This is a genomic window from Shinella curvata (assembly GCF_022899935.1).
Classification (GTDB): Bacteria; Pseudomonadota; Alphaproteobacteria; order Rhizobiales; family Rhizobiaceae; genus Shinella; species Shinella curvata.
This window is the reverse complement of the sequence record NZ_JALJCJ010000009.1, coordinates 16447-34179: the sequence shown is the minus strand read 5'-3', so window position 1 is coordinate 34179 and position 17733 is coordinate 16447. Positions and strand designations below refer to the sequence as shown.

Here is a 17733-nt window from a genome sequence, read left to right as displayed (position 1 = left end):
ATATCGATATTAAGCGTTCTGCAGATTGCAGGCCGACATCTTGCCCGACTTGTTGTCGCGCTCGAGATCGAAGCCGATCTTCTGGCCTTCAACGAGCTCGCGCATGCCGGCGCGCTCGACGGCAGAGATGTGGACGAAAGCGTCAGCGCCGCCGTTGTCAGGCTGAATGAAGCCGAAGCCCTTGGTGGAATTGAACCATTTTACTGTGCCAGTGGTCATGATGAACCCTTTCAAAGCATAGAGTGAAGAACCGCGAAGCAGGCGCTCCGCAGACGAAAACCGACTATTTTTGAAAGAGAAGTTCGCTTAGAGCGCGGTGCCAATCACGCGGTAGACAAAGCTCGGCAAGCAAAAGATCGATGAGCTATTCATAGTGGAATGACAGCCAGAGGTCAACGGTTAGTTTTGAGGTTTTCAAAATCGTATCTTCTGGTTGTGATTTCCTGAGCACAATCGGAAACTTCCTATCGCTATCGAACCGGAACAGCGGAGCCAAAGGGTGCGCCATGCAAGAAAAGTCACGCCGCTCAGGGGTCTTGACTGATAAGGGCGGTCCTGACGGAACCGAAATACGGAACGCTGGATGTGCGCTCTCTGCCACGAACCCCGCCAAGGACGAGCAAGTGGGCGTACGCGAGTCGCTCGAAGCAAGACATGATTGCAAATCGACGATCCAGCCCCCCGCACCTGCACCGCTACGATCGACTCCGTCGATCGAGTTCTCTGAGCGCTGCCTGAACTTCATCGATCGAGACCGGCTCGATCACTCCGGGCAACTTACGAAGAGCCGGCTTCGAGTCTACGGCGTGGAAATCTGAGGCCCAAGCCGCAAGGATCGCGCGTTTATCGTCCTGGAGAGTGATGCCGCTCTCACGACATCGCTCGGCCGCCTGAGCCGCATGCCCTGCATCAATACCTCCGGCCCCATGGTGACTGCCCGGTCGACCGCCTGCTGCAATATGGCGTTTTCCATCACATCACCTCATCGCACGTGGGGATCGCGGTCGCCTCGCCCGCGAAAGGCGGCAATCGCAGGAGTGTCGTGAGCCAGAAGATCATGCTTGGCGGCGAATGCTGCAAATAAGCCGCGCGCCGTCTCTGCCTCGATGTCTCCTCGAAGCGCCGCCTGACACGCCTTCAGGGCAACAGAGTGCGCCGTATCCCTGAGAGAGGTCGGCCACTCGCTCAGGTGCCGGTAAGCGTCGATCACGGTGCGAACCTCCGCAGGAAAGCCCAGGCCGACAAGAATGGTGATAGGGTGTCTAAACATATCGGGTTTCATCGCTCTCTCCTTCCCAACCCGGGATGTTGACGGGCGCCACCGCTATGGCGCCCTCGCCTTGTGATTCCATCGGGAACTCAAGCAGCCTTTTGCGCTTCGATCTGCGCGGGGCCAGATGAGGTCAAAGCCGGCGCGCTCTGGATCGAAATCTTTCGAGGCTTGAGCGCTTCCGGGATCTCGCGGACAAGATCGATGGAGAGAAGGCCATTGCTCAGGTCCGCGCCATTCACACGCACGTGGTCGGCAAGCTCGAAGCGGTGTTCGAACGGACGGCCGGCGATGCCACGATGCAGATAGCCTTCATTGGTGGCCTCCTGCTTCTTGCCGGTGACGGTCAGCAGGTTTGACTGGAAGGTGATGTCGAGATCATCCTGGGCAAAGCCTGCGGCCGCGATCGAGATCCGGTAGCTGTCATCGCCGGTCTTGATAATGTCATAGGGCGGCCAGTCGCTGATCGAGCGGGCGCGCTGGGCGTTTTCGAGAAGATTGAAGACCCGATCGAAGCCGACGGTCGAGCGGAAAAGCGGTGCGTAGTCGTAAGATGTTGCCATAGCCATATCCTCCTTGGAAGCAACATGGGTACAGAAGCGCCGAAAGACAGCGCTTCCAGCAAGGCCAGCTCTATGTTCAGCAGCTGGCGGAAACCGATTTGGTTTTTGAGAATTTCGGATTCAAGATCCGTGACGCAAAAATAATTCATCCCTGTGAGATGAGATGATTTTCGGCTTCGTCCGCTCGCATCGTTGCCGGGGAATGCCCCGCCCGTCCACGCGCCGACAACTCTGCCTCATCGCCCCTTCACTGGACGGAGCGACTTATAACTCGATATGGATAGGCAGCCTTGAAATGCGCCATCATAGCGCTGGCCTGCTGCAGCACACGTTCGGTCTTTTCAGGATTATCTCTGGCGAGTTCGTCGGCATTAACGCGCATTGCTTCTGCCATGCTGGCGGACATCATCGCGAACTTCCCTTCTCCGTAGACCAGCGCTTCTTTTGAGGCGGTCTCAAGCCATCTGGCAAAGTCCACGATGATCTCTTCGCGTTCATCGATGCCAACACTCTTGATGATGCTGATGTTCTCTTCCACGCAGGTGTCACTCCATACACAATCGACGCACACCGAGTTGAACGTCTCGGGCGGTCGATGAGCTAGGAAGCAGAAAAATCAAATTCAAGAGTTCAGTGAAGCTTGAACTCGCCCTCGACACGTCCCCATTCGTTCGGACCGATGAGCCGCTGGTGGGAATAGCGGACGGAGTGGAGCGGCCCGTCAAGCTTCGCCTGCCAGAAGCCAAGGAACTTGTGCATCTCCGGAAAATCCGGTGCGAGATCATAGTCCTGCCAGACGTAGGTTTGCAGGACGGATTCGAAATCGGGAATGCGGTAGAGGATATGCGCGGTGGTCAGCCCATAACCGTTGAGTTGACGCTCTAGATCCGACGAGAATTGCATGCTTCGTCTCCGTTTCATGACACTGCCAAAGGTGGCGCAAAACCTTGCATTCTTCAACGGATTTCTGAACGCGGCGATACTGTTTATTGTTCCTTTCCAGTATGTTAGCAGCCAACGACATCGAGTGCTAATTTTTGTCGCCGAAACTCTTGAAATCGAAGAATCTCGAAAATAAATTTTGCCCGCGAACGCTCGATTGAGGTTCGCACCCGCCCGGATTGGTCACCCGGTCCGGTAGGGATTTTGCGTCATCTTTTTTGTCCAATGGAGGAAAACATGTCGTTCCGACCGCTTCACGATCGAATTCTCGTCCGCCGGGTCGAATCCCAGGAAAAGACCAAAGGCGGCATCATCATTCCCGATACTGCCAAGGAAAAGCCTTCCGAAGGCGAGGTTGTCGCAGTTGGCACTGGCGCGCGTAACGAGGCCGGCCAGATCCAAGCGCTCGACGTCAAGGCCGGCGACCGCATCCTGTTCGGCAAATGGTCGGGCACCGAGATCAAGATCAACGGCGAAGACCTGCTGATCATGAAGGAAAGCGACGTCCTGGGCATCATCGAGGCCCAATCCGAGCAGAAGATCGCCGCCTGAGGCGCTCTCCTTTCAAATCAACCTATCAGTCAAAATAGCTGCCTATAGAGGAGTTAGACAAATGGCTGCGAAAGAAGTCAAATTTAACAGCGACGCCCGTGAACGCATGCTGCGTGGGGTCGATGTACTTGCCAATGCGGTAAAGGTCACGCTCGGTCCGAAGGGTCGCAACGTCGTCATCGACAAGTCCTTCGGCGCCCCGCGAATCACCAAGGACGGCGTATCGGTCGCCAAGGAAATCGAACTGGAAGACAAGTTCGAGAACATGGGGGCTCAGATGCTGCGCGAAGTGGCGTCTAAGACCAACGACTTGGCCGGCGACGGTACCACCACCGCAACCGTACTCGCTCAGGCGATCGTCAAGGAGGGGGCCAAGGCGGTTGCTTCCGGTATGAACCCGATGGACCTGAAGCGCGGCATCGATCTCGCCGTAGACGCCGTCGTCAAGGAACTGAAGACCAACGCCCGCAACATTACCAGCAATTCCGAAATCGCCCAGGTCGGTACGATCTCGGCGAATGGTGATTCCGAGATCGGCCGCTATCTTGCCGAAGCCATGGAAAAAGTTGGCAACGAAGGTGTCATCACCGTCGAGGAAGCCAAGACTGCGGAGACGGAGCTTGAGGTCGTCGAAGGCATGCAGTTCGACCGTGGCTACCTGTCACCCTACTTCGTCACCAACCAGGACAAGATGCGGGTTGAACTCGACGATCCCTACATCCTGATCCACGAGAATAAGCTGTCGAACCTGCAGGCGATGCTCCCAGTTCTGGAAGCCGTCGTCCAGTCCGGCAAGCCGCTGCTGATCATCGCCGAAGACGTCGAAGGCGAAGCTCTTGCTACGCTTGTCGTCAACAAGCTACGCGGCGGCCTGAAGATCGCCGCCGTCAAGGCGCCTGGCTTCGGCGACCGCCGCAAAGCCATGCTGGAAGACATCGCCATCCTGACGGGCGGTACTGTCATCTCCGAAGACCTCGGCATCAAGCTCGAGAATGTCACGCTGAACATGCTCGGCCGTGCCAAAAAGGTAGCGATCGAGAAGGAGAATACGACCATCATCGATGGTGTCGGCTCGAAAGCCGAGATCGACGGCCGTGTTGCCCAGATCCGCGCCCAGATCGAGGAAACCACCTCCGACTACGACCGAGAAAAGCTGCAGGAGCGGCTGGCCAAGCTAGCCGGCGGCGTCGCCGTCATTCGTGTCGGCGGCTCGACCGAAGTCGAGGTCAAGGAGAAGAAGGACCGCGTCGACGATGCGCTGCATGCAACCCGTGCGGCCGTCGAGGAAGGCATCCTGCCGGGCGGCGGTGTCGCCCTGCTTCGCGCGGTCAAGGCGCTCGACAATCTGCAGACGGCCAACCAGGATCAGAAGGTCGGCATCGAGATTGTCCGGCGCGCCATCGAAGCGCCTGTTCGCCAGATCGCCGAGAACGCCGGTGCGGAGGGTTCGGTGATCGTCGGGAAGCTGCGCGAGAAAGCCGAGTTCTCCTACGGCTGGAATGCGCAGACCGGCGAGTATGGTGATCTCTACGCGCAGGGCGTCATCGACCCCGCCAAGGTCGTACGCACCGCCCTCCAGGACGCCGCATCCGTGGCTGGTCTTTTGGTGACCACGGAAGCCATGATCGCTGAAAAGCCGAAGAAGGACGCCGCACCGGCCCTGCCGGCAGGTGCCGGAATGGACTTCTGAGAATCGATCGATACGGCCCGCCCCTTCCGCCGGGGCGGGGCCTCCAGAGACGAAGGAAATGATAGAAGCCATTTCGAAGGACGATGCGCGTCTGTCCGGCTTGATCTTTCTAGTTTCCATGCGATCGCTTACTCTTGCAGTCTGGCGGCCGCTTGAGGGCGCGCATCGCTCCCAAGATTACTGTCCCCTCCCCTGGCACAGTAGCCGCGGATAATGCTATTCGATGTCGCAGTATCAGGGACGGAGGAGAGGCATGGAGATCGACGATCTGAGGACGTTCGTGGAGGTCGCCGACGCCGGCGGAGTGAACTCGGCGGCCCGTCGGCTCGGCGTGGCGAAGTCGATCGTCAGCCGGCGTGTTCTCAGACTGGAGGAGAAACTCGGCGTCCAGTTGCTCACGCGCTAGACACGCGGCGCCGCGTTGACGGAAGCGGGAACAATGTTCCGGGACCGAGCCGCCGACATCTGCTCGTCCATCGACGCGGCCCGCGAAGAGATGTCTCCCGAAGGCGAGCTGAAGGGTCTGCTGCGCGTTGCGGCGCCGGCGTCGTTTGCCGCGCAACTGGCGAAGCCTCTTGCCGAGTTCGGGGGGCGGCATCCCTCTCTGCACGTGCACGTTCGCTTCAACGACCGCTATGTCGATCTTGTGGGCGAAGGTTCCGACTGTGGCATTCGTGTCGGCTATCTACCGGATTCGAACCTCGTCGCGCGCAAGATCGGATCGCTTGGTGTGGGCCTCTATGCAAGTCCTACCTATGTCCCGGAGAACGGCGCACCCGAAGTCCCCGCCGACATCTTGAAGCACTCCGCCATAACCCCTGCGACGGATGCGTGGACCTTCAAGAAAGACGACCAGTCCGTCACCGTGCACCCACAGGGCCGCTTCAAGGCCGACAGTGCTCATGTCTTAGTAGAGGCGGCGGTGGCAGGCATCGGCATCGTCGCGATGGGCGAGCTCATTGCTGAACCGTATGTAGCGTCCGGTGCGATTGTGCCTATCATGAAGGAATACCAGCTCCCGCCCGTCGGGATTTACATGGTCCGGCCTTCGGGCCAGAAGGCTGTTCGCAAGGTTCGGGTGCTCATCGACCTGATGGCAGAGCAGTTTGCCTGACAGGCCTGTATTCTCAAGTGCCGGTCGTGAACGCCTTGAGTGGAATCGAACCGCTGCGTTGCTCTGCAAATGGAGCTAACCTCCTGAAATATAGGCACCCCCATCGCTACTACTGGTCGCGCTGTCGTCGCAGCCTATCAGCCCGGCACGTCGCCCGAACGGACATTCTCGCCCAGGCCGGATCGCTGGTTTGGCGCGACCGACTGAGTCTTCTGCGCTAATTGGCAGTGTGAATGTCAGGTAAACTCACGTAATCGGCAGCTTGAAGCTGAACTTAGTTTCGATTTCGTCAGAATTCACATCGAGCTGACCTCCGTGAGCTTCCGCGATCTGCGAGGCAATGTAGAGCCCAAGCCCCAATCCTTGTGAGCTAGGGCTGACGTCGCCACGATAAAAGGGCTGGAACAGGCGCTCTATGGCCGCAGGCGGTATGGCCTCACCGCCATTGGAAACTGCCAGATGGAATACGCCATCGACGATGCCGGCGTCGACAACAATGGGACGTGCCTTCGATCCGTGCGCGATCGCATTGCCAAGTAGGTTGGAAAACATCTGGGCGACCCTTGCGTGGTCGACGTCCACGGTTTGGGGGATATCGAAGCGCAGCTCGATCTCTGTGTCCGGATGGCTAGATCTGATCTCGTTCACGACCTGGGCAAGGGTGGGCTCTATCCGATCGCCGTGTCTGATTTCCACCCCAATGCCGCCCCCCAGACGACCGCGTGCAAAATCCATCAGATTGTCGATGAGCCCGCTCATCCGCGTGACACTCTCACCCATGAGGCGGGTAATCCGCGCGGTTTTTGCGTCCGGATGCGACTTTTCGATCATCCGCCTGCCGGCATTGATTGCCGCCAATGGGTTGCGCAGGTCGTGGCCAAGCACGGCGATAAACTGCTCTCGTAAATCGGCGTTCTGCTTTTCGAGAAGACGATTGGCAACCTGCTCAGCAACATCGGCCGTCAGATCAGCGTTGTTTTCCTCAAGCCGCAGCCGCGCCTCGCGTTCCGTAGACTGGGCATCGACGAGATCGCGTTCGTACCGTCGTCTTTCCGTCGCCTTGAAGATCGTCAGACGGGTGAAGAGGAGTTCATCCTTATCCCCTCGGCGCTCGGACGCATTTGCAATGGTCGCAATCGTGCTCCCATCCGATGTTTTCAGGTCGAGGGCAACTTCGTTAAAAAATCCCTGCATGCGGAGCAGAGGGGCGAAGTGGGTTTCGTAGAAGATCCGGCCGGGAACGTTGAGGAGATCGCGAAAACGCTTCCCGACGATTTCTTCCGGCTGTTTGTCGAGCCATCCGCACAAGGTGCGATTGACCTTGGCGACCCGTCCGTCCGGACGCATGGAGAGGTAGCCGCAGGGCGCATTCTCGAAGAGGTCTTCCAGATCTTCGGAGGGTTCGGCGTCACACAAACTTGGCCACCGCGGATATGACTTCATCAGGTGCGCTCAAATTCGGGCAGTGGCCGCTCGCCTTCAGATAGACGATCCTGCTGCCCGGTATCGATTTGTGTACGTACTCGCCGACCTGCTCGGACGCGATGATGTCGTCGCTCGATTGCAGGATAAGCGTTCTGGCTTTCACTTTCGGCAAGTCGGCCCGATTGTCGGACGTGAAAGTCGCCCGCGCAAATTGCCGGGCGATTTCAGGATCGGTGCGGCAAAAGCTGTTCGTCAACTCCTCGCCGAGTTCCGGCCGGTCAGGATTGCCCATGATGGCCGGGGCCATCGCTGCGGACCAGCCCATATGGTTGTCAGCCAGCGATGCCAGCAGTTCTTCGATGTCGTCGGCGGCGAAACCGCCGACATAGTCGCCGTCATCGATGTATCGCGGGGACGGGCAGACCATGATCAGGTCGGCGAACATCTCCGGCGCCTCAATCGATGCAAGCGTACCGATCATCGCACTGACGGAATGGCCGACGAACACCGCATTCTGAAGATCGAGCTCACGCCCGATCTGGACAACGTCGTCGGCGTATCCTGACAGAGAGGCGTATTTTGCTGCATCGTAGGCGGCCAGATCAGAATGGCCGGCTCCCACGTGATCGAAGAGGACTGTCCTGAACCGATGCCGAAAGGCAGGCTCGACGTATCGCCACATGTTCTGGTCGCAGCCAAACCCGTGAGCGAACACCATAGTGCGGTCGCCGGCTCCGTGAAGACGAATGTTGTTGCGTTCGACGACTGACATGACTAACCCTTTAGCACGTTCTCGTGTCGTGGCATGCATTGTCCAGTCGAGTTTCGACATTTAATTCATGGTGATGGAACGATTGTTCTCTCACGCCATTTCGATGTTGTCAGTCACTGTAGCTGGCCTCGCACATGTTGAAGGCGACTGATGAACATCCCCATCATTATCTTGATCGTTGAAGACGAGCCCCTGATCCGTATGGAAATCGCCGACGACCTTTCCGAGAAGGGCTTTCACGTACTTGAGGCGCCGAATGCGCACGAGGCGATGCTGCTCTTGGAAAGCCACTCAGACATCCAGTTGCTGTTCACCGATATCGACATGCCGGGGAAAATGAACGGCCTCATGCTTGCGGCAGAAACACATCTTCGATGGCCGGCGGTGAAGATCATCGTGACATCCGGCCTGCACAGCGTGAGATCAGACGAGATTCCCCCAGGGAGCCGTTTCATGGGCAAACCCCATCAGCCGAACGCGGTCTCGGCGGCAGTGTTGGATATGGTGGCTTAGCGGATTTGCGGCGTTGGAAGCTGGACGTTTGCACGTCGCTTTAGTTTAATTCATCAGCCGAGCTAGGCCAGAAACCTTGCCCGCCTACCGTCGATCGAAAGATCGACTACGCCTTCGAGTGCAGCTGTCTATCTTGACGGCCTTCCGCCAATCTTGTTTTTTGGGCGATGTTCAAGCCCGCAAACGCTGTGCAGATCAGAGTTTCCGTAGACGAGATCGAGCCGGACGTCTGGCGCCGTCTGGTCCTGCCAGGTTCATTGGAAACTGGAGCATCTGCATCTTGGGATTCAGGCCGCTCTCAACTGGTGGAACTATCATCTTTATGAATTCCGGCTCGGCGGCCTGCGGTATGGCGATGTCGAGGTCCTCACGGAGGATGCTACCGATGACGATCCTCGCGTCTTCGATCAGACAAGGTTCGCTTGCTGGACTTCGAGCAAGGTGCGGTCTTCAGCTACCACTATGATTTCGGGGATGGCTGGCGGCATACCGTCGCGATCGAGGATTTCTTGACGCTCGCTTCTGCGCCCAAACACGGTAGCTGCATTGCCGGCGCCAGGGCGCGACCGCCCGAGGATGTTGGTGGCGTGTCGGGATATGATCGGTTTCTGGAAATCATCGCGGACCGTGGAAATCCCGAATATGCCGAAACACTCCGGTGGTGCGGTGGCTACTTCGATCCGGAATGGTTCGACCAGTCGATGACGGACAAGGATGTCCGCAGCGCTCTGCGCGCGAACGTGAAACGGCGTCTCTACCAACCAAAGCCGAAATCCGGGCCGAAGACATGACCGACGGGTACATTGTGGTGGCTTGTTAAACCTGCCCGCTTGAGAAAGCGGAATACCTACTGTGACGAGGACGTGTAGCTCTCCTGCTTGGGATCACCCGCATCGTCACCGACACCGAGCAGTTCGATGAGCGCTTCCCGCTCCGGACCGAACGGCCGAATGTTAAGGAAGTCTGCGACAAGCGTTTCCGTTTCATGGCCGCCTGAAGATGGATTGGCGCGGTGAAGAACGATCGCCTCGCCGTCGCCAGCGCGTTTGCCCAGAAACCAGCGATCTCCATTGGAGCTCATAGCGAACTGTTGAAGATTTTGCATGAAAGATCCGTTCTGCCCCTATGGGAGCCAAAATCAGTGAAACGAAGGCTGGCCAGAATCAACGCCGCTCCGCCCAAGCCGAGCATAACGGAGCCTCGCCGTCTTGGCACGCAATCTGTCTGCCTCGGTGTCATTCTTGGAAAATTGATCATCGGCAGGAACTGTTGCCTGTGTTTTCTGGAACGCGATCTCCGCCTGCTGGCGAAGCTTTGAATATGTCTGAGCCATTTTTGGCCTCCAGATCTCTCGAAGAAAGACAAAAGGCCGGACGCGTGTCCGGCCTTGCACGCCCCCGCTTGCCTGGTGCCAGTACATCCGTGGTCACCGGCAGGCAGAAGCTTGTTCGATTAAGCAGCCTGCAGATTGCAGGCCGACATTTTGCCCGACTTCATGTCGCGCTCCATGTCGTAGCCAAGCTTCTGGCCTTCGACGATTTCGCGCATACCGGCGCGCTCGACAGCGGAGATATGGACGAACGCATCGGCGCCGCCATTGTCAGGCTGGATGAAGCCGAAGCCTTTTGTGGAATTGAACCATTTTACTGTGCCTGTGTTCATGATGAACCCCTTCAAAGCATTGTTGATCGACCGCGGAGCCGACGGCTTCGCGGGATGTCTGTAGCGATGTTTTGAGAGGGAAGATCGTTCAGGACGCGGTGCTAGACGCGCAACAAGCAAAGCTCAACAAGCAAAAGATCGATAAACCAGAGATAGTGCGATGCGGATAAATGTCAACTTTTTAGTTTGGGCATGCTCTACCACATCCCTCGGAGTGTAATTATCAAACCATTCCTCGTGCTGATCAGGAGGCGAGAGATATCGCCGTATCGAACATGGCGAAGGGCAGATAGAGCATTGTGAGCGCGGCATACACACGCCGGGATCTGATAACGAACGTGGCAATCGGCACGACGATCATGACGACGTCGCTATATGCCCACCCCGACGCAATCGGGCTGTTCAAAAAGAAGATGTTGACCACGAAGCCCAGCGTCAGGAACGCGGCGAAGGCCAAGAGGCCAAACCTGCCGTCTTTCTCGAAATAGCTCCGAAGCCCCTCCTGCTCGTCCTCACCCCGGCTGGGCAGCAGCAATGCCGTCGACAAGAACAGCATCAGCGTAAGAAGGACCAGAAATGCAAACTCCGGGAAGGAATAGGTCGGCTTGATCGAAGGCAGTTGGTTGATTGACCACCAGTATTCGAGCTGAGTGATGAACAGCACCAGTGCCCACACGAGCGGAACCCAGTCAATCGACGATGTTCGGCGGATCCGGAAAATCGTCACGAGGCCGAGCAGAAGGCGCGTGACAGACAGCCCAAGGACCATCGAAAGAACCGTCGCTATGACAGGAAAATTATTCAACGCCCTCTCCCGAGTGCCGGACCGGTCTTTGTCATAGCGTTCTCGATGAGTGTTGGAAACCTACTGAAGCCCTGGTAAACCGCATCGCTTCTGGATGAATGCTCTGGGGACGTCGCGGATCTCGCGCGACCTGCCTGCCTTTGACGTGACAGTGATCCTTGTCGTGCAGACCCGTTTTGACGAGAGCAGCATTATCGAATGACCTAATGCATCGGCTGCCTCATATTATCCGACCTTCGGCGTGATTGATAATCGCCGCCGCTACCACCTCGCCCAGATCCGCCGCACTGGTGATACCCTGAACAAAGGGTAGCTTATGCAACAGGAAAGGGATCGAGACACAGTACAGATTCCGACATAATTGCTTGTCGAAGCGAGGCCGGAAATATTCGTCGAGATCGATCCCGCCCGTCGCAATCTTTGCCGTATCTTCCCTGACCGCAAGGGGTGTCGCGGTCTTTTCGGTCAGAGCTTCGCGCACGGCGCCCTGCGAAATCAGTGTAGGGAATGGCACGTCCCAGGCGGAAACAGCCTGCTGCCCCGTGGCATCGATGAAGGCCTCGAAGGCGTACCGGTCGCTCCCGACGGTAACAATCGCGCCGCGCTCGATGCTGGCGCTGTCAAGTTCATAGTCGGGACCGAGCTTCAGAACAGCGAGGCGGCCCGCCCGATGCAATGCCAGCAACCTCTCGATGGACTGATGCGGCACGGTTGCGTAGTCATCCACGAACAATGTCTTGAAGTATCGATGAAACCGTTTGAGGTCATTCTCCCTAAAGCGTGGCACGGCCCGTAAAATCACCTCGTGCATCCGCAGAATAGAATAGCGCCAAGCGACCGTCGTTCTGGTGATTTTATTGGCCTTGGCTTCGCCGAGATTGAGGGCCGCCCAGGTAAATGGATCGTAAGATTCGCGGTCGGCGAAATAAGCGTCCGCCACCGTTTCAACCGTCAGCATGCCAAGGCCAATGCGCTCGGCATAGTCAGGGTCGTCAGCGAAAAGTTGGCGACGAAACAGGTTGAACACCGCATCGAGAAGTCCATTTGGGACGGTTTCGATCAGGGCGTCGATAGCCGCTCTCGTAAATATGGTGGTCGGCGCATAGGGAACGGGGCAGTAAAAATCGGCTTCAGGTAAGAGACCCTTACGGGACATCATGGTGATCTTGAAGAGCGCGTTTGCGGTGGTATGATATTGCAGATTTCCGGCATCGTCATGAAGAAACGTGCCGCGCGCGGTGGCAACCGAAACGACGGCATCTATCCCGCTCAGCGATGTGCCGAGCACACCGATCGCGCCGTCGCCGATAGTCGTAAGGTTTGCAGCCGGCCAAGGTGATACGAAAAATCCGGGTTTCGTCTCGGTCGTCTCAGGCCAATCGTGGCCGGTCGCAATGACGACATGGTTGAAGGCCTGCTCCTCTATGGTCTCGTGGTCCAGCCTCACCACAACGCCGATATCGTCTCGACGAAGTTTGACATCCATGACTCTTGAACTCGCCCTGATTTGGACGACGTGCCCTCGCCCGATAGCGTGCGTCGTCAAAGCCTTCAGTTGCGCCTCAAAATAGTCTCCCAGCACGATTCGGGGATAGAATTCTCGCTCGCCGATTGTCTCGACCGCAACGCCCATTAGCGCGAGCTCGGCCGGGGTCTTCGCCAGCAACCATTCACTGAGTGTTTCGCACACCGGTGGAAGTTCGATACTGGCGATGTTGGCCAGCATTGCCCGATCGTTGGCACCGGGATGGTAGGGCGTGCCTTTTCCTGGGTCTGCATGGGCTTCATAGATGGTGATCGAAAGCGGCGTATCGCTGGCGATCAAGCCCTTCAAAGTATAGATGCCGGTAGGTCCGGAGCCGATGATTGCGACATTTATCAATTTAGTTTCCATTTCATATTTGCGGCTTGGCACCAGATGCGGGACGGTCGGCATGGTGTGGTGCGTCATGTCCCAAAGAGGGCCGGCCGGCCCGCGCATAAGAGCTGTATGTCGACTTCTACTTATCGATCTCAAGCTCGCGCAAAGTCTCGATGACGAGAGCTTGATTGAGCGGCTTCCCGAGAAACCGCGCACCTTGCGGAAGTTCGCCATCTTTTGGGATGACTGCACCGGATGCGACGACGACGAGGACATCCGGCCAGTGGTCTCCCACGTACCGCGCCAACGCGAGGCCATCCATGTCGCCTGGCATCTGGATGTCCGTCATCAGCAATTTGAGGGATCCGTGTTTTTCGAGGAGTGCGCAGGCTTCATCAGCGCTACGAGCCTCAATCACATGATAACCGGCTGACGCAACGATATCAGCAGTATCCATAAGAATAAGTGGTTCATCATCGACGACGAGGGCAATTGGGTCCGGCATTGCGTTCAGGCTCCTCTATCCAGCTACGTTAATCTTCGGTTGACAGTTGTGTTCCGAAAACAAATTATCCGTCCGCAACTTAGGAATTCGGTCCGGTAAATCACCGTTGATTGTGATTTTACTTTTGTCTGCGGATGGAACGATTATGCTTCAAGCGGGTTTGATGCTCACGGATCTGTGAACACAGGTCTGATAAGAGAGGAAACCTCAGTGAAAAATTTAATTCTCGCCGCGGCGCTCATCAGCGCGTCCGCATTATCTGCATTCGCCCAGACGACACCTGCCGCGAACTCGGACGGCAGCACGCCTGCAGTGGCAACGCCCGAGTCGAAGACCGCGACGGCCCCGGTCGAGGGTGCCAACAGCTTTACCCAGGATCAGGCAAAATCCCGGATCGAGGAGGCAGGATTTTCTGACGTCAAGAACCTGATGAAGGACGACAAGGGCATCTGGATGGGGGCCGGCATGAAGGACGGCAAAACCGTCAACATCGCGCTCGACTACCAGGGCAATGTCGTCGCCAAGTAATTGCAGCACTCTCAACAGGACATTTTGATCATGAAAACCGTTACAGGACTTTTCGACGACTATTCGGACGCCAGTGCCGCCGTCAGCGCGCTTGAATCGGCCGGTGTCGCGTCTAAGGACATAAGCATCGTCTCCAACAATGCCGACAATCGCCATGCCGATAAGTCGACCGCGGCCGAAGGTGCCGGCACTGGCGCCGGGATCGGTGCAGCCGTCGGTGGCGCCGGCGGTTTGTTGACGGGCCTTGGTCTAATGGCCATTCCGGGGGTCGGTCCGGTCGTCGCAGCGGGCTGGCTGGCGGCGACTGCCGCAGGCGCGGTTGCGGGTGCTGTAGCAGGCGGAGCCACCGGCGGCATCATCGGTGCGATGACAAGCTCGGGCGTGTCTGAAGGGGATGCGCATGTCTACGCGGAAGGTGTGCGCCGCGGCGGCTCGCTGGTAACCGCCAAGGTAGACGACACTCTTGTTCTCGAAGCCGAAGCAATCCTGAAACGCTCCAACTGGGTCGACCCGGCCGAGCGTCGCACGTCCTATGCCGAGCAGGGCTGGACCCGCTTCGACGATACGCGCGATCCCTACAAGGCGAGCGAAGTCGAGCAGGAACGCAATCGCTATCGCAGTAACGCCCTTTGATCCATGGCGCGCCCTTTCAAGGGCGCGTTGTCTCGCTATTACCAGTTCCCAACCACGAGGATACGCATATGGCCACCGAAAAGACATTGAACGATCTCTTCCTTGATACGCTCAAGGACATCTACTTCGCCGAAAAGCAGATCCTGAAGGCTCTGCCGAAAATGGCGCGCGCCGCCCAATCGGAAGAAGGCAAGGCTGGCTTCCTGCAGCACCGCGACGAAACTCAGGGCCAGATCGAACGTCTCGAACAGATCTTCGAACTTCTCGGCAAGCCGGCTCGCGGTAAGACGTGTGAAGCCATCCAGGGCATTCTTGCTGAAGGCGAGGAGATCATGGAAGAGTATAAGGGAACCGCAGCGCTCGATGCCGGTCTTATCTCGTCGGCCCAGGCCGTAGAGCACTACGAGATTGCCCGCTACGGCACCCTGAAGTCATGGGCAAAGCAGCTCGGCATGAAGGAGGCGGTTACGCTATTGGATGCCACCCTGCAGGAAGAAATCGCTACAGACCAGAAGCTGACGGCGCTGGGTGAAAGTTCGGCCAATGCCAAAGGCACGGGCGAAGCTTCTGCCAGCACCAAGGGCTCGATGAAAAAAGCCAGCTAAGCTTGAACTGATCTTCATCAGGCCGCCCTCCAAGGCGGCCTTTTTGCTTTTCGGGTCTGCCGACCTTTTCTATTCACAGGAGCCACACATGGCCAAGAAAACCGCCCAAGCGTCGCACCCTTCCAAACTCGCGACTGCTACCATCCACGACCAGACGCTCCAGCGCGGCGCCGGCGGTGAGCTTCATCAATTTGCAGAAGGCGATACGCCGGTTATGACAACTGCTCAAGGAGGGCCGGTTGCCGATGACCAGAACTCGCTTCGCATTGGGCCGCGTGGGCCGCTCGTCGTCGACGACTTCCATTTCCGCGAAAAAATGTTCCATTTCGACCATGAGCGCATTCCCGAACGCGTGGTGCACGCCCGGGGTTATGGTGCTCACGGTTACTTCGAGACCTATGAATCCTTCGCGAAATACACGCGTGCCGATTTTCTTCAGCGTGCGGGAGAGAAGACGCCCGCCTTCGTGCGATTTTCGACGGTTGCCGGCAACAAGGGCTCGGCTGATCTCGCCCGCGACGTTCGTGGTTTCGCGGTCAAGATCTATACCCAGGAAGGGAACTGGGATGTCGTCGGCAACAACATCCCGGTGTTCTTCATTCAGGACGCCATCAAATTCCCCGATCTGATCCATGCCGCCAAGCAGGAGCCGGATCGCGCCTTCCCGCAGGCACAGACCGCCCATGACAATTTCTGGGACTTCATCAGCCTGACGCCGGAAAGCATGAACATGATCATGTGGATCATGTCGGACCGGACGATACCGCGCTCGCTTCGCTTCATGGAGGGCTTTGGCGTCCACACCTTCCGCTTCGTCAACGCCAAGGACGAGTCGACCTTCGTCAAGTTCCATTGGAAGCCGAAGCTTGGCCTCCAATCGGTTGCCTGGAATGAGGCGGTTAAGATCAACGGCGCCGATCCGGATTTTCATCGCCGCGATCTGTGGCATGCGATCCAGTCCGGCAATTTCCCGGAGTGGGAACTGCAGGTCCAGCTCTTCGACCAGGCGTTCGCAGACAGTTTCGACTTCGACGTGCTGGATCCGACCAAGATCATTCCCGAAGAGATCCTCAAACCTCAGCCAATCGGCCGCCTGGTGCTCGATCGCATGCCGGACAACTTTTTTGCCGAAACCGAGCAGGTCGCATTCATGACCCAGAACGTGCCGCCGGGCATCGACTTCTCCAACGACCCGCTGCTGCAGGGTCGGAATTTCTCCTACCTCGATACACAGCTGAAGCGTCTCGGCGGTCCGAACTTCACCCATTTGCCGATCAATGCTCCGAAGTGTCCCATGCACAATTTTCAGCAGGACGGCCACATGGCGATGCGCAATCCGGTTGGCCGCACGAATTATCAACCGAACTCGCATGGCGAAGGCCCGCGCGAGTCACCGACGCGCGGCTACCGCCACTTTCCCGCCGAAGAGCAGGGGACCAAGGCACGGTTGCGCCCTGAAAGCTTTGCCGACCATTACAGCCAGGCCCGGCAGTTCTACATCAGCCAGACTGGTGCCGAGCAGCGTCATATCGCATCCGCGCTGACCTTCGAACTGAGCAAGGTCGAGATGCCGGCGATCCGGGAGCGCATGGTGTCCCATCTCCTCAATATCGATGAGACGCTGGCCACGACTGTCGCCCAGAAACTTGGTATGAAAACGATGCCAAAGCCTGCCGATGCAGCTATGCCGACCCGCCACGATCTTGAGCCATCGCCTGCGCTCAGCATCGCCGGGCGCGGACCAAAGAAGTTCGAAGGACGCAAGCTCGGCATCCTTGTGACCGACGGCGTCGATGCGAAGCTTCTGAAAGGTCTGACGGATGCTATAGTCAAGGAGAAGGGTGTGGTCGAGCTGATCGCCCCCAAGGTCGGCGGCGTGGAGGCATCCGACGGCACGCTGATCGAAGCGCATCACATGATCGATGGCGGCCCTTCGGTCCTGTTCGACGCGGTCGCCTTGTTGACCTCGGCCGCTGCAATGGACGATCTTGTCAACGAAGCTGCGGCTCGCGATTTTGTGGCCGACGCGTTCCAGCATTGCAAGTTCATCGGTTATGACCAGTCAGCATTGCCGCTGCTCGAAAAGGCCGGCATTGCAGATGCGCTCGATGAGGGTGTTCTGGCGCTGCCCGGAGAAGACGGTCTTTCCGCCTTTGTCGTCGAACTCGGCAAATTGCGCGTCTGGGGGCGCGAGCCGTCCTTCAAACTGGGCAAGGCATCGCCGCCGAGCAAATAATATGGAGGGCGCGGTGTCGTACCGCGCCACTCCCTCGATGCACGCATGCCTCTAGGA

The 17733-nt window shown here is 57.8% G+C and carries 19 protein-coding genes and 3 pseudogenes; 9 read left to right on the top strand and 13 right to left on the bottom strand.

Annotated features, from left to right (window positions below; all coding sequences use genetic code 11):
• Positions 1 to 9: 9 nt before the first annotated feature.
• The 6 genes and pseudogenes from MUU55_RS26405 to MUU55_RS26380 all read right to left on the bottom strand — a co-directional run bounded on the left by MUU55_RS26405 (position 10) and on the right by MUU55_RS26380 (position 2736).
• The gene (locus tag MUU55_RS26405; protein ID WP_003588915.1) at positions 10 to 219 is read right to left on the bottom strand and encodes a cold-shock protein; all 210 of its coding nucleotides are present in this window, start codon (positions 217 to 219) and stop codon (positions 10 to 12) included.
• Between the two features lie 476 nt (positions 220 to 695).
• Positions 696 to 973: pseudogene (locus MUU55_RS26400) on the bottom strand (hypothetical protein).
• A gap of 9 nt (positions 974 to 982) precedes the next feature.
• A complete protein-coding gene (locus MUU55_RS26395) occupies positions 983 to 1282 on the bottom strand; it encodes a DUF982 domain-containing protein (RefSeq protein ID WP_244763763.1) in 300 nt (99 codons plus the stop codon).
• Positions 1283 to 1359: 77 nt separating this feature from the next.
• The gene (locus tag MUU55_RS26390) at positions 1360 to 1833 is read right to left on the bottom strand and encodes an Hsp20 family protein (protein ID WP_244763762.1); all 474 of its coding nucleotides are present in this window, start codon (positions 1831 to 1833) and stop codon (positions 1360 to 1362) included.
• A gap of 247 nt (positions 1834 to 2080) precedes the next feature.
• A complete protein-coding gene (locus tag MUU55_RS26385; RefSeq protein ID WP_244763761.1) occupies positions 2081 to 2371 on the bottom strand; it encodes a hypothetical protein in 291 nt (96 codons plus the stop codon).
• A 92-nt stretch (positions 2372 to 2463) separates the two neighbouring features.
• Positions 2464 to 2736, bottom strand: coding sequence for an usg protein (locus MUU55_RS26380; protein WP_244763760.1), 273 nt, complete (start codon positions 2734 to 2736; stop codon positions 2464 to 2466).
• A 276-nt stretch (positions 2737 to 3012) separates the two neighbouring features.
• Here MUU55_RS26380 and groES point away from each other — a divergent pair, with 276 nt between their 5' ends.
• The 3 genes and pseudogenes from groES (at position 3013) to MUU55_RS26365 (ending at position 6131) form a co-directional block, all read left to right on the top strand.
• Positions 3013 to 3327, top strand: coding sequence for a co-chaperone GroES (gene groES, locus MUU55_RS26375; protein WP_244763759.1), 315 nt, complete (start codon positions 3013 to 3015; stop codon positions 3325 to 3327).
• 61 nt (positions 3328 to 3388) lie between these two features.
• Positions 3389 to 5017 carry a chaperonin GroEL gene (gene groL, locus MUU55_RS26370; RefSeq protein WP_244763758.1) on the top strand — a complete coding sequence of 543 codons (1629 nt, stop codon included), beginning with the start codon at positions 3389 to 3391 and terminating at the stop codon, positions 5015 to 5017.
• Between the two features lie 253 nt (positions 5018 to 5270).
• A pseudogene (locus MUU55_RS26365) lies at positions 5271 to 6131 on the top strand (LysR family transcriptional regulator).
• Positions 6132 to 6377: 246 nt separating this feature from the next.
• Here MUU55_RS26365 and MUU55_RS26360 read toward each other — a convergent pair.
• Together MUU55_RS26360 and MUU55_RS26355 are read right to left on the bottom strand one after the other, a co-directional pair.
• Positions 6378 to 7547 carry a PAS domain-containing sensor histidine kinase gene (locus MUU55_RS26360; RefSeq protein WP_280519136.1) on the bottom strand — a complete coding sequence of 390 codons (1170 nt, stop codon included), beginning with the start codon at positions 7545 to 7547 and terminating at the stop codon, positions 6378 to 6380.
• Entirely contained in the window at positions 7540 to 8328 is a 789-nt protein-coding gene (locus tag MUU55_RS26355) for an alpha/beta fold hydrolase (RefSeq protein ID WP_244763757.1), read from the bottom strand. The genes MUU55_RS26360 and MUU55_RS26355 overlap by 8 nt, the downstream gene beginning before the upstream one ends.
• 150 nt (positions 8329 to 8478) lie before the next feature.
• Here MUU55_RS26355 and MUU55_RS26350 point away from each other — a divergent pair, with 150 nt between their 5' ends.
• Both MUU55_RS26350 and MUU55_RS26340 read left to right on the top strand, forming a co-directional pair.
• Positions 8479 to 8841, top strand: coding sequence for a response regulator (locus MUU55_RS26350; protein ID WP_244763756.1), 363 nt, complete (start codon positions 8479 to 8481; stop codon positions 8839 to 8841).
• A 264-nt stretch (positions 8842 to 9105) separates the two neighbouring features.
• Positions 9106 to 9632 (top strand): annotated as a pseudogene (locus MUU55_RS26340) (plasmid pRiA4b ORF-3 family protein).
• Between the two features lie 56 nt (positions 9633 to 9688).
• On the opposite strand, the gene MUU55_RS26335 reads toward MUU55_RS26340, so the two are convergent.
• The 5 genes from MUU55_RS26335 to MUU55_RS26315 all read right to left on the bottom strand — a co-directional run bounded on the left by MUU55_RS26335 (position 9689) and on the right by MUU55_RS26315 (position 13674).
• Positions 9689 to 9946: a hypothetical protein gene (locus MUU55_RS26335; RefSeq protein WP_244763754.1), complete on the bottom strand. Its 258-nt coding sequence runs from the start codon at positions 9944 to 9946 to the stop codon at positions 9689 to 9691.
• A gap of 347 nt (positions 9947 to 10293) precedes the next feature.
• Complete coding sequence (locus MUU55_RS26330; RefSeq protein WP_244763753.1) at positions 10294 to 10503, bottom strand: cold-shock protein; 210 nt, start codon at positions 10501 to 10503, stop codon at positions 10294 to 10296.
• 244 nt (positions 10504 to 10747) lie between these two features.
• A complete protein-coding gene (locus MUU55_RS26325; protein WP_244763752.1) occupies positions 10748 to 11308 on the bottom strand; it encodes a hypothetical protein in 561 nt (186 codons plus the stop codon).
• A 220-nt stretch (positions 11309 to 11528) separates the two neighbouring features.
• The gene (locus MUU55_RS26320) at positions 11529 to 13259 is read right to left on the bottom strand and encodes an FAD/NAD(P)-binding protein (protein ID WP_244763751.1); all 1731 of its coding nucleotides are present in this window, start codon (positions 13257 to 13259) and stop codon (positions 11529 to 11531) included.
• 49 nt (positions 13260 to 13308) lie between these two features.
• Positions 13309 to 13674 (bottom strand): response regulator, encoded by a 366-nt coding sequence (locus tag MUU55_RS26315; protein WP_244763750.1) that lies wholly within the window; start codon positions 13672 to 13674, stop codon positions 13309 to 13311.
• Positions 13675 to 13884: 210 nt separating this feature from the next.
• On the opposite strand from MUU55_RS26315, the gene MUU55_RS26310 reads away from it, so the two are divergent.
• From MUU55_RS26310 to katE, 4 genes are all read left to right on the top strand, one after another.
• Positions 13885 to 14202: a PepSY domain-containing protein gene (locus tag MUU55_RS26310; protein WP_244763749.1), complete on the top strand. Its 318-nt coding sequence runs from the start codon at positions 13885 to 13887 to the stop codon at positions 14200 to 14202.
• 30 nt (positions 14203 to 14232) lie between these two features.
• Complete coding sequence (locus MUU55_RS26305) at positions 14233 to 14835, top strand: general stress protein (protein ID WP_244763748.1); 603 nt, start codon at positions 14233 to 14235, stop codon at positions 14833 to 14835.
• Positions 14836 to 14903: 68 nt separating this feature from the next.
• Positions 14904 to 15440, top strand: coding sequence for a YciE/YciF ferroxidase family protein (locus tag MUU55_RS26300; RefSeq protein WP_244763747.1), 537 nt, complete (start codon positions 14904 to 14906; stop codon positions 15438 to 15440).
• An 88-nt stretch (positions 15441 to 15528) separates the two neighbouring features.
• A complete protein-coding gene (katE, locus tag MUU55_RS26295) occupies positions 15529 to 17676 on the top strand; it encodes a catalase (protein ID WP_244763746.1) in 2148 nt (715 codons plus the stop codon).
• Positions 17677 to 17733 lie beyond the last annotated feature (57 nt).

Excerpts from the sequence above, each read along its gene's own strand:
- MUU55_RS26405 (WP_003588915.1), bottom strand. The coding sequence starts at position 219 with ATGACCACTGGCACAGTAAAATGGTTCAATTCCACCAAGGGCTTCGGC.
- MUU55_RS26395 (WP_244763763.1), bottom strand. The coding sequence starts at position 1,282 with ATGAAACCCGATATGTTTAGACACCCTATCACCATTCTTGTCGGCCTG.
- MUU55_RS26390 (WP_244763762.1), bottom strand. The coding sequence starts at position 1,833 with ATGGCAACATCTTACGACTACGCACCGCTTTTCCGCTCGACCGTCGGC.
- MUU55_RS26380 (WP_244763760.1), bottom strand. The coding sequence starts at position 2,736 with ATGCAATTCTCGTCGGATCTAGAGCGTCAACTCAACGGTTATGGGCTG.
- groES (WP_244763759.1), top strand. The coding sequence starts at position 3,013 with ATGTCGTTCCGACCGCTTCACGATCGAATTCTCGTCCGCCGGGTCGAA.
- groL (WP_244763758.1), top strand. The coding sequence starts at position 3,389 with ATGGCTGCGAAAGAAGTCAAATTTAACAGCGACGCCCGTGAACGCATG.
- MUU55_RS26355 (WP_244763757.1), bottom strand. The coding sequence starts at position 8,328 with ATGTCAGTCGTCGAACGCAACAACATTCGTCTTCACGGAGCCGGCGAC.
- MUU55_RS26350 (WP_244763756.1), top strand. The coding sequence starts at position 8,479 with ATGAACATCCCCATCATTATCTTGATCGTTGAAGACGAGCCCCTGATC.
- MUU55_RS26335 (WP_244763754.1), bottom strand. The coding sequence starts at position 9,946 with ATGCAAAATCTTCAACAGTTCGCTATGAGCTCCAATGGAGATCGCTGG.
- MUU55_RS26330 (WP_244763753.1), bottom strand. The coding sequence starts at position 10,503 with ATGAACACAGGCACAGTAAAATGGTTCAATTCCACAAAAGGCTTCGGC.
- MUU55_RS26320 (WP_244763751.1), bottom strand. The coding sequence starts at position 13,259 with ATGACGCACCACACCATGCCGACCGTCCCGCATCTGGTGCCAAGCCGC.
- MUU55_RS26315 (WP_244763750.1), bottom strand. The coding sequence starts at position 13,674 with ATGCCGGACCCAATTGCCCTCGTCGTCGATGATGAACCACTTATTCTT.
- MUU55_RS26305 (WP_244763748.1), top strand. The coding sequence starts at position 14,233 with ATGAAAACCGTTACAGGACTTTTCGACGACTATTCGGACGCCAGTGCC.
- MUU55_RS26300 (WP_244763747.1), top strand. The coding sequence starts at position 14,904 with ATGGCCACCGAAAAGACATTGAACGATCTCTTCCTTGATACGCTCAAG.
- katE (WP_244763746.1), top strand. The coding sequence starts at position 15,529 with ATGGCCAAGAAAACCGCCCAAGCGTCGCACCCTTCCAAACTCGCGACT.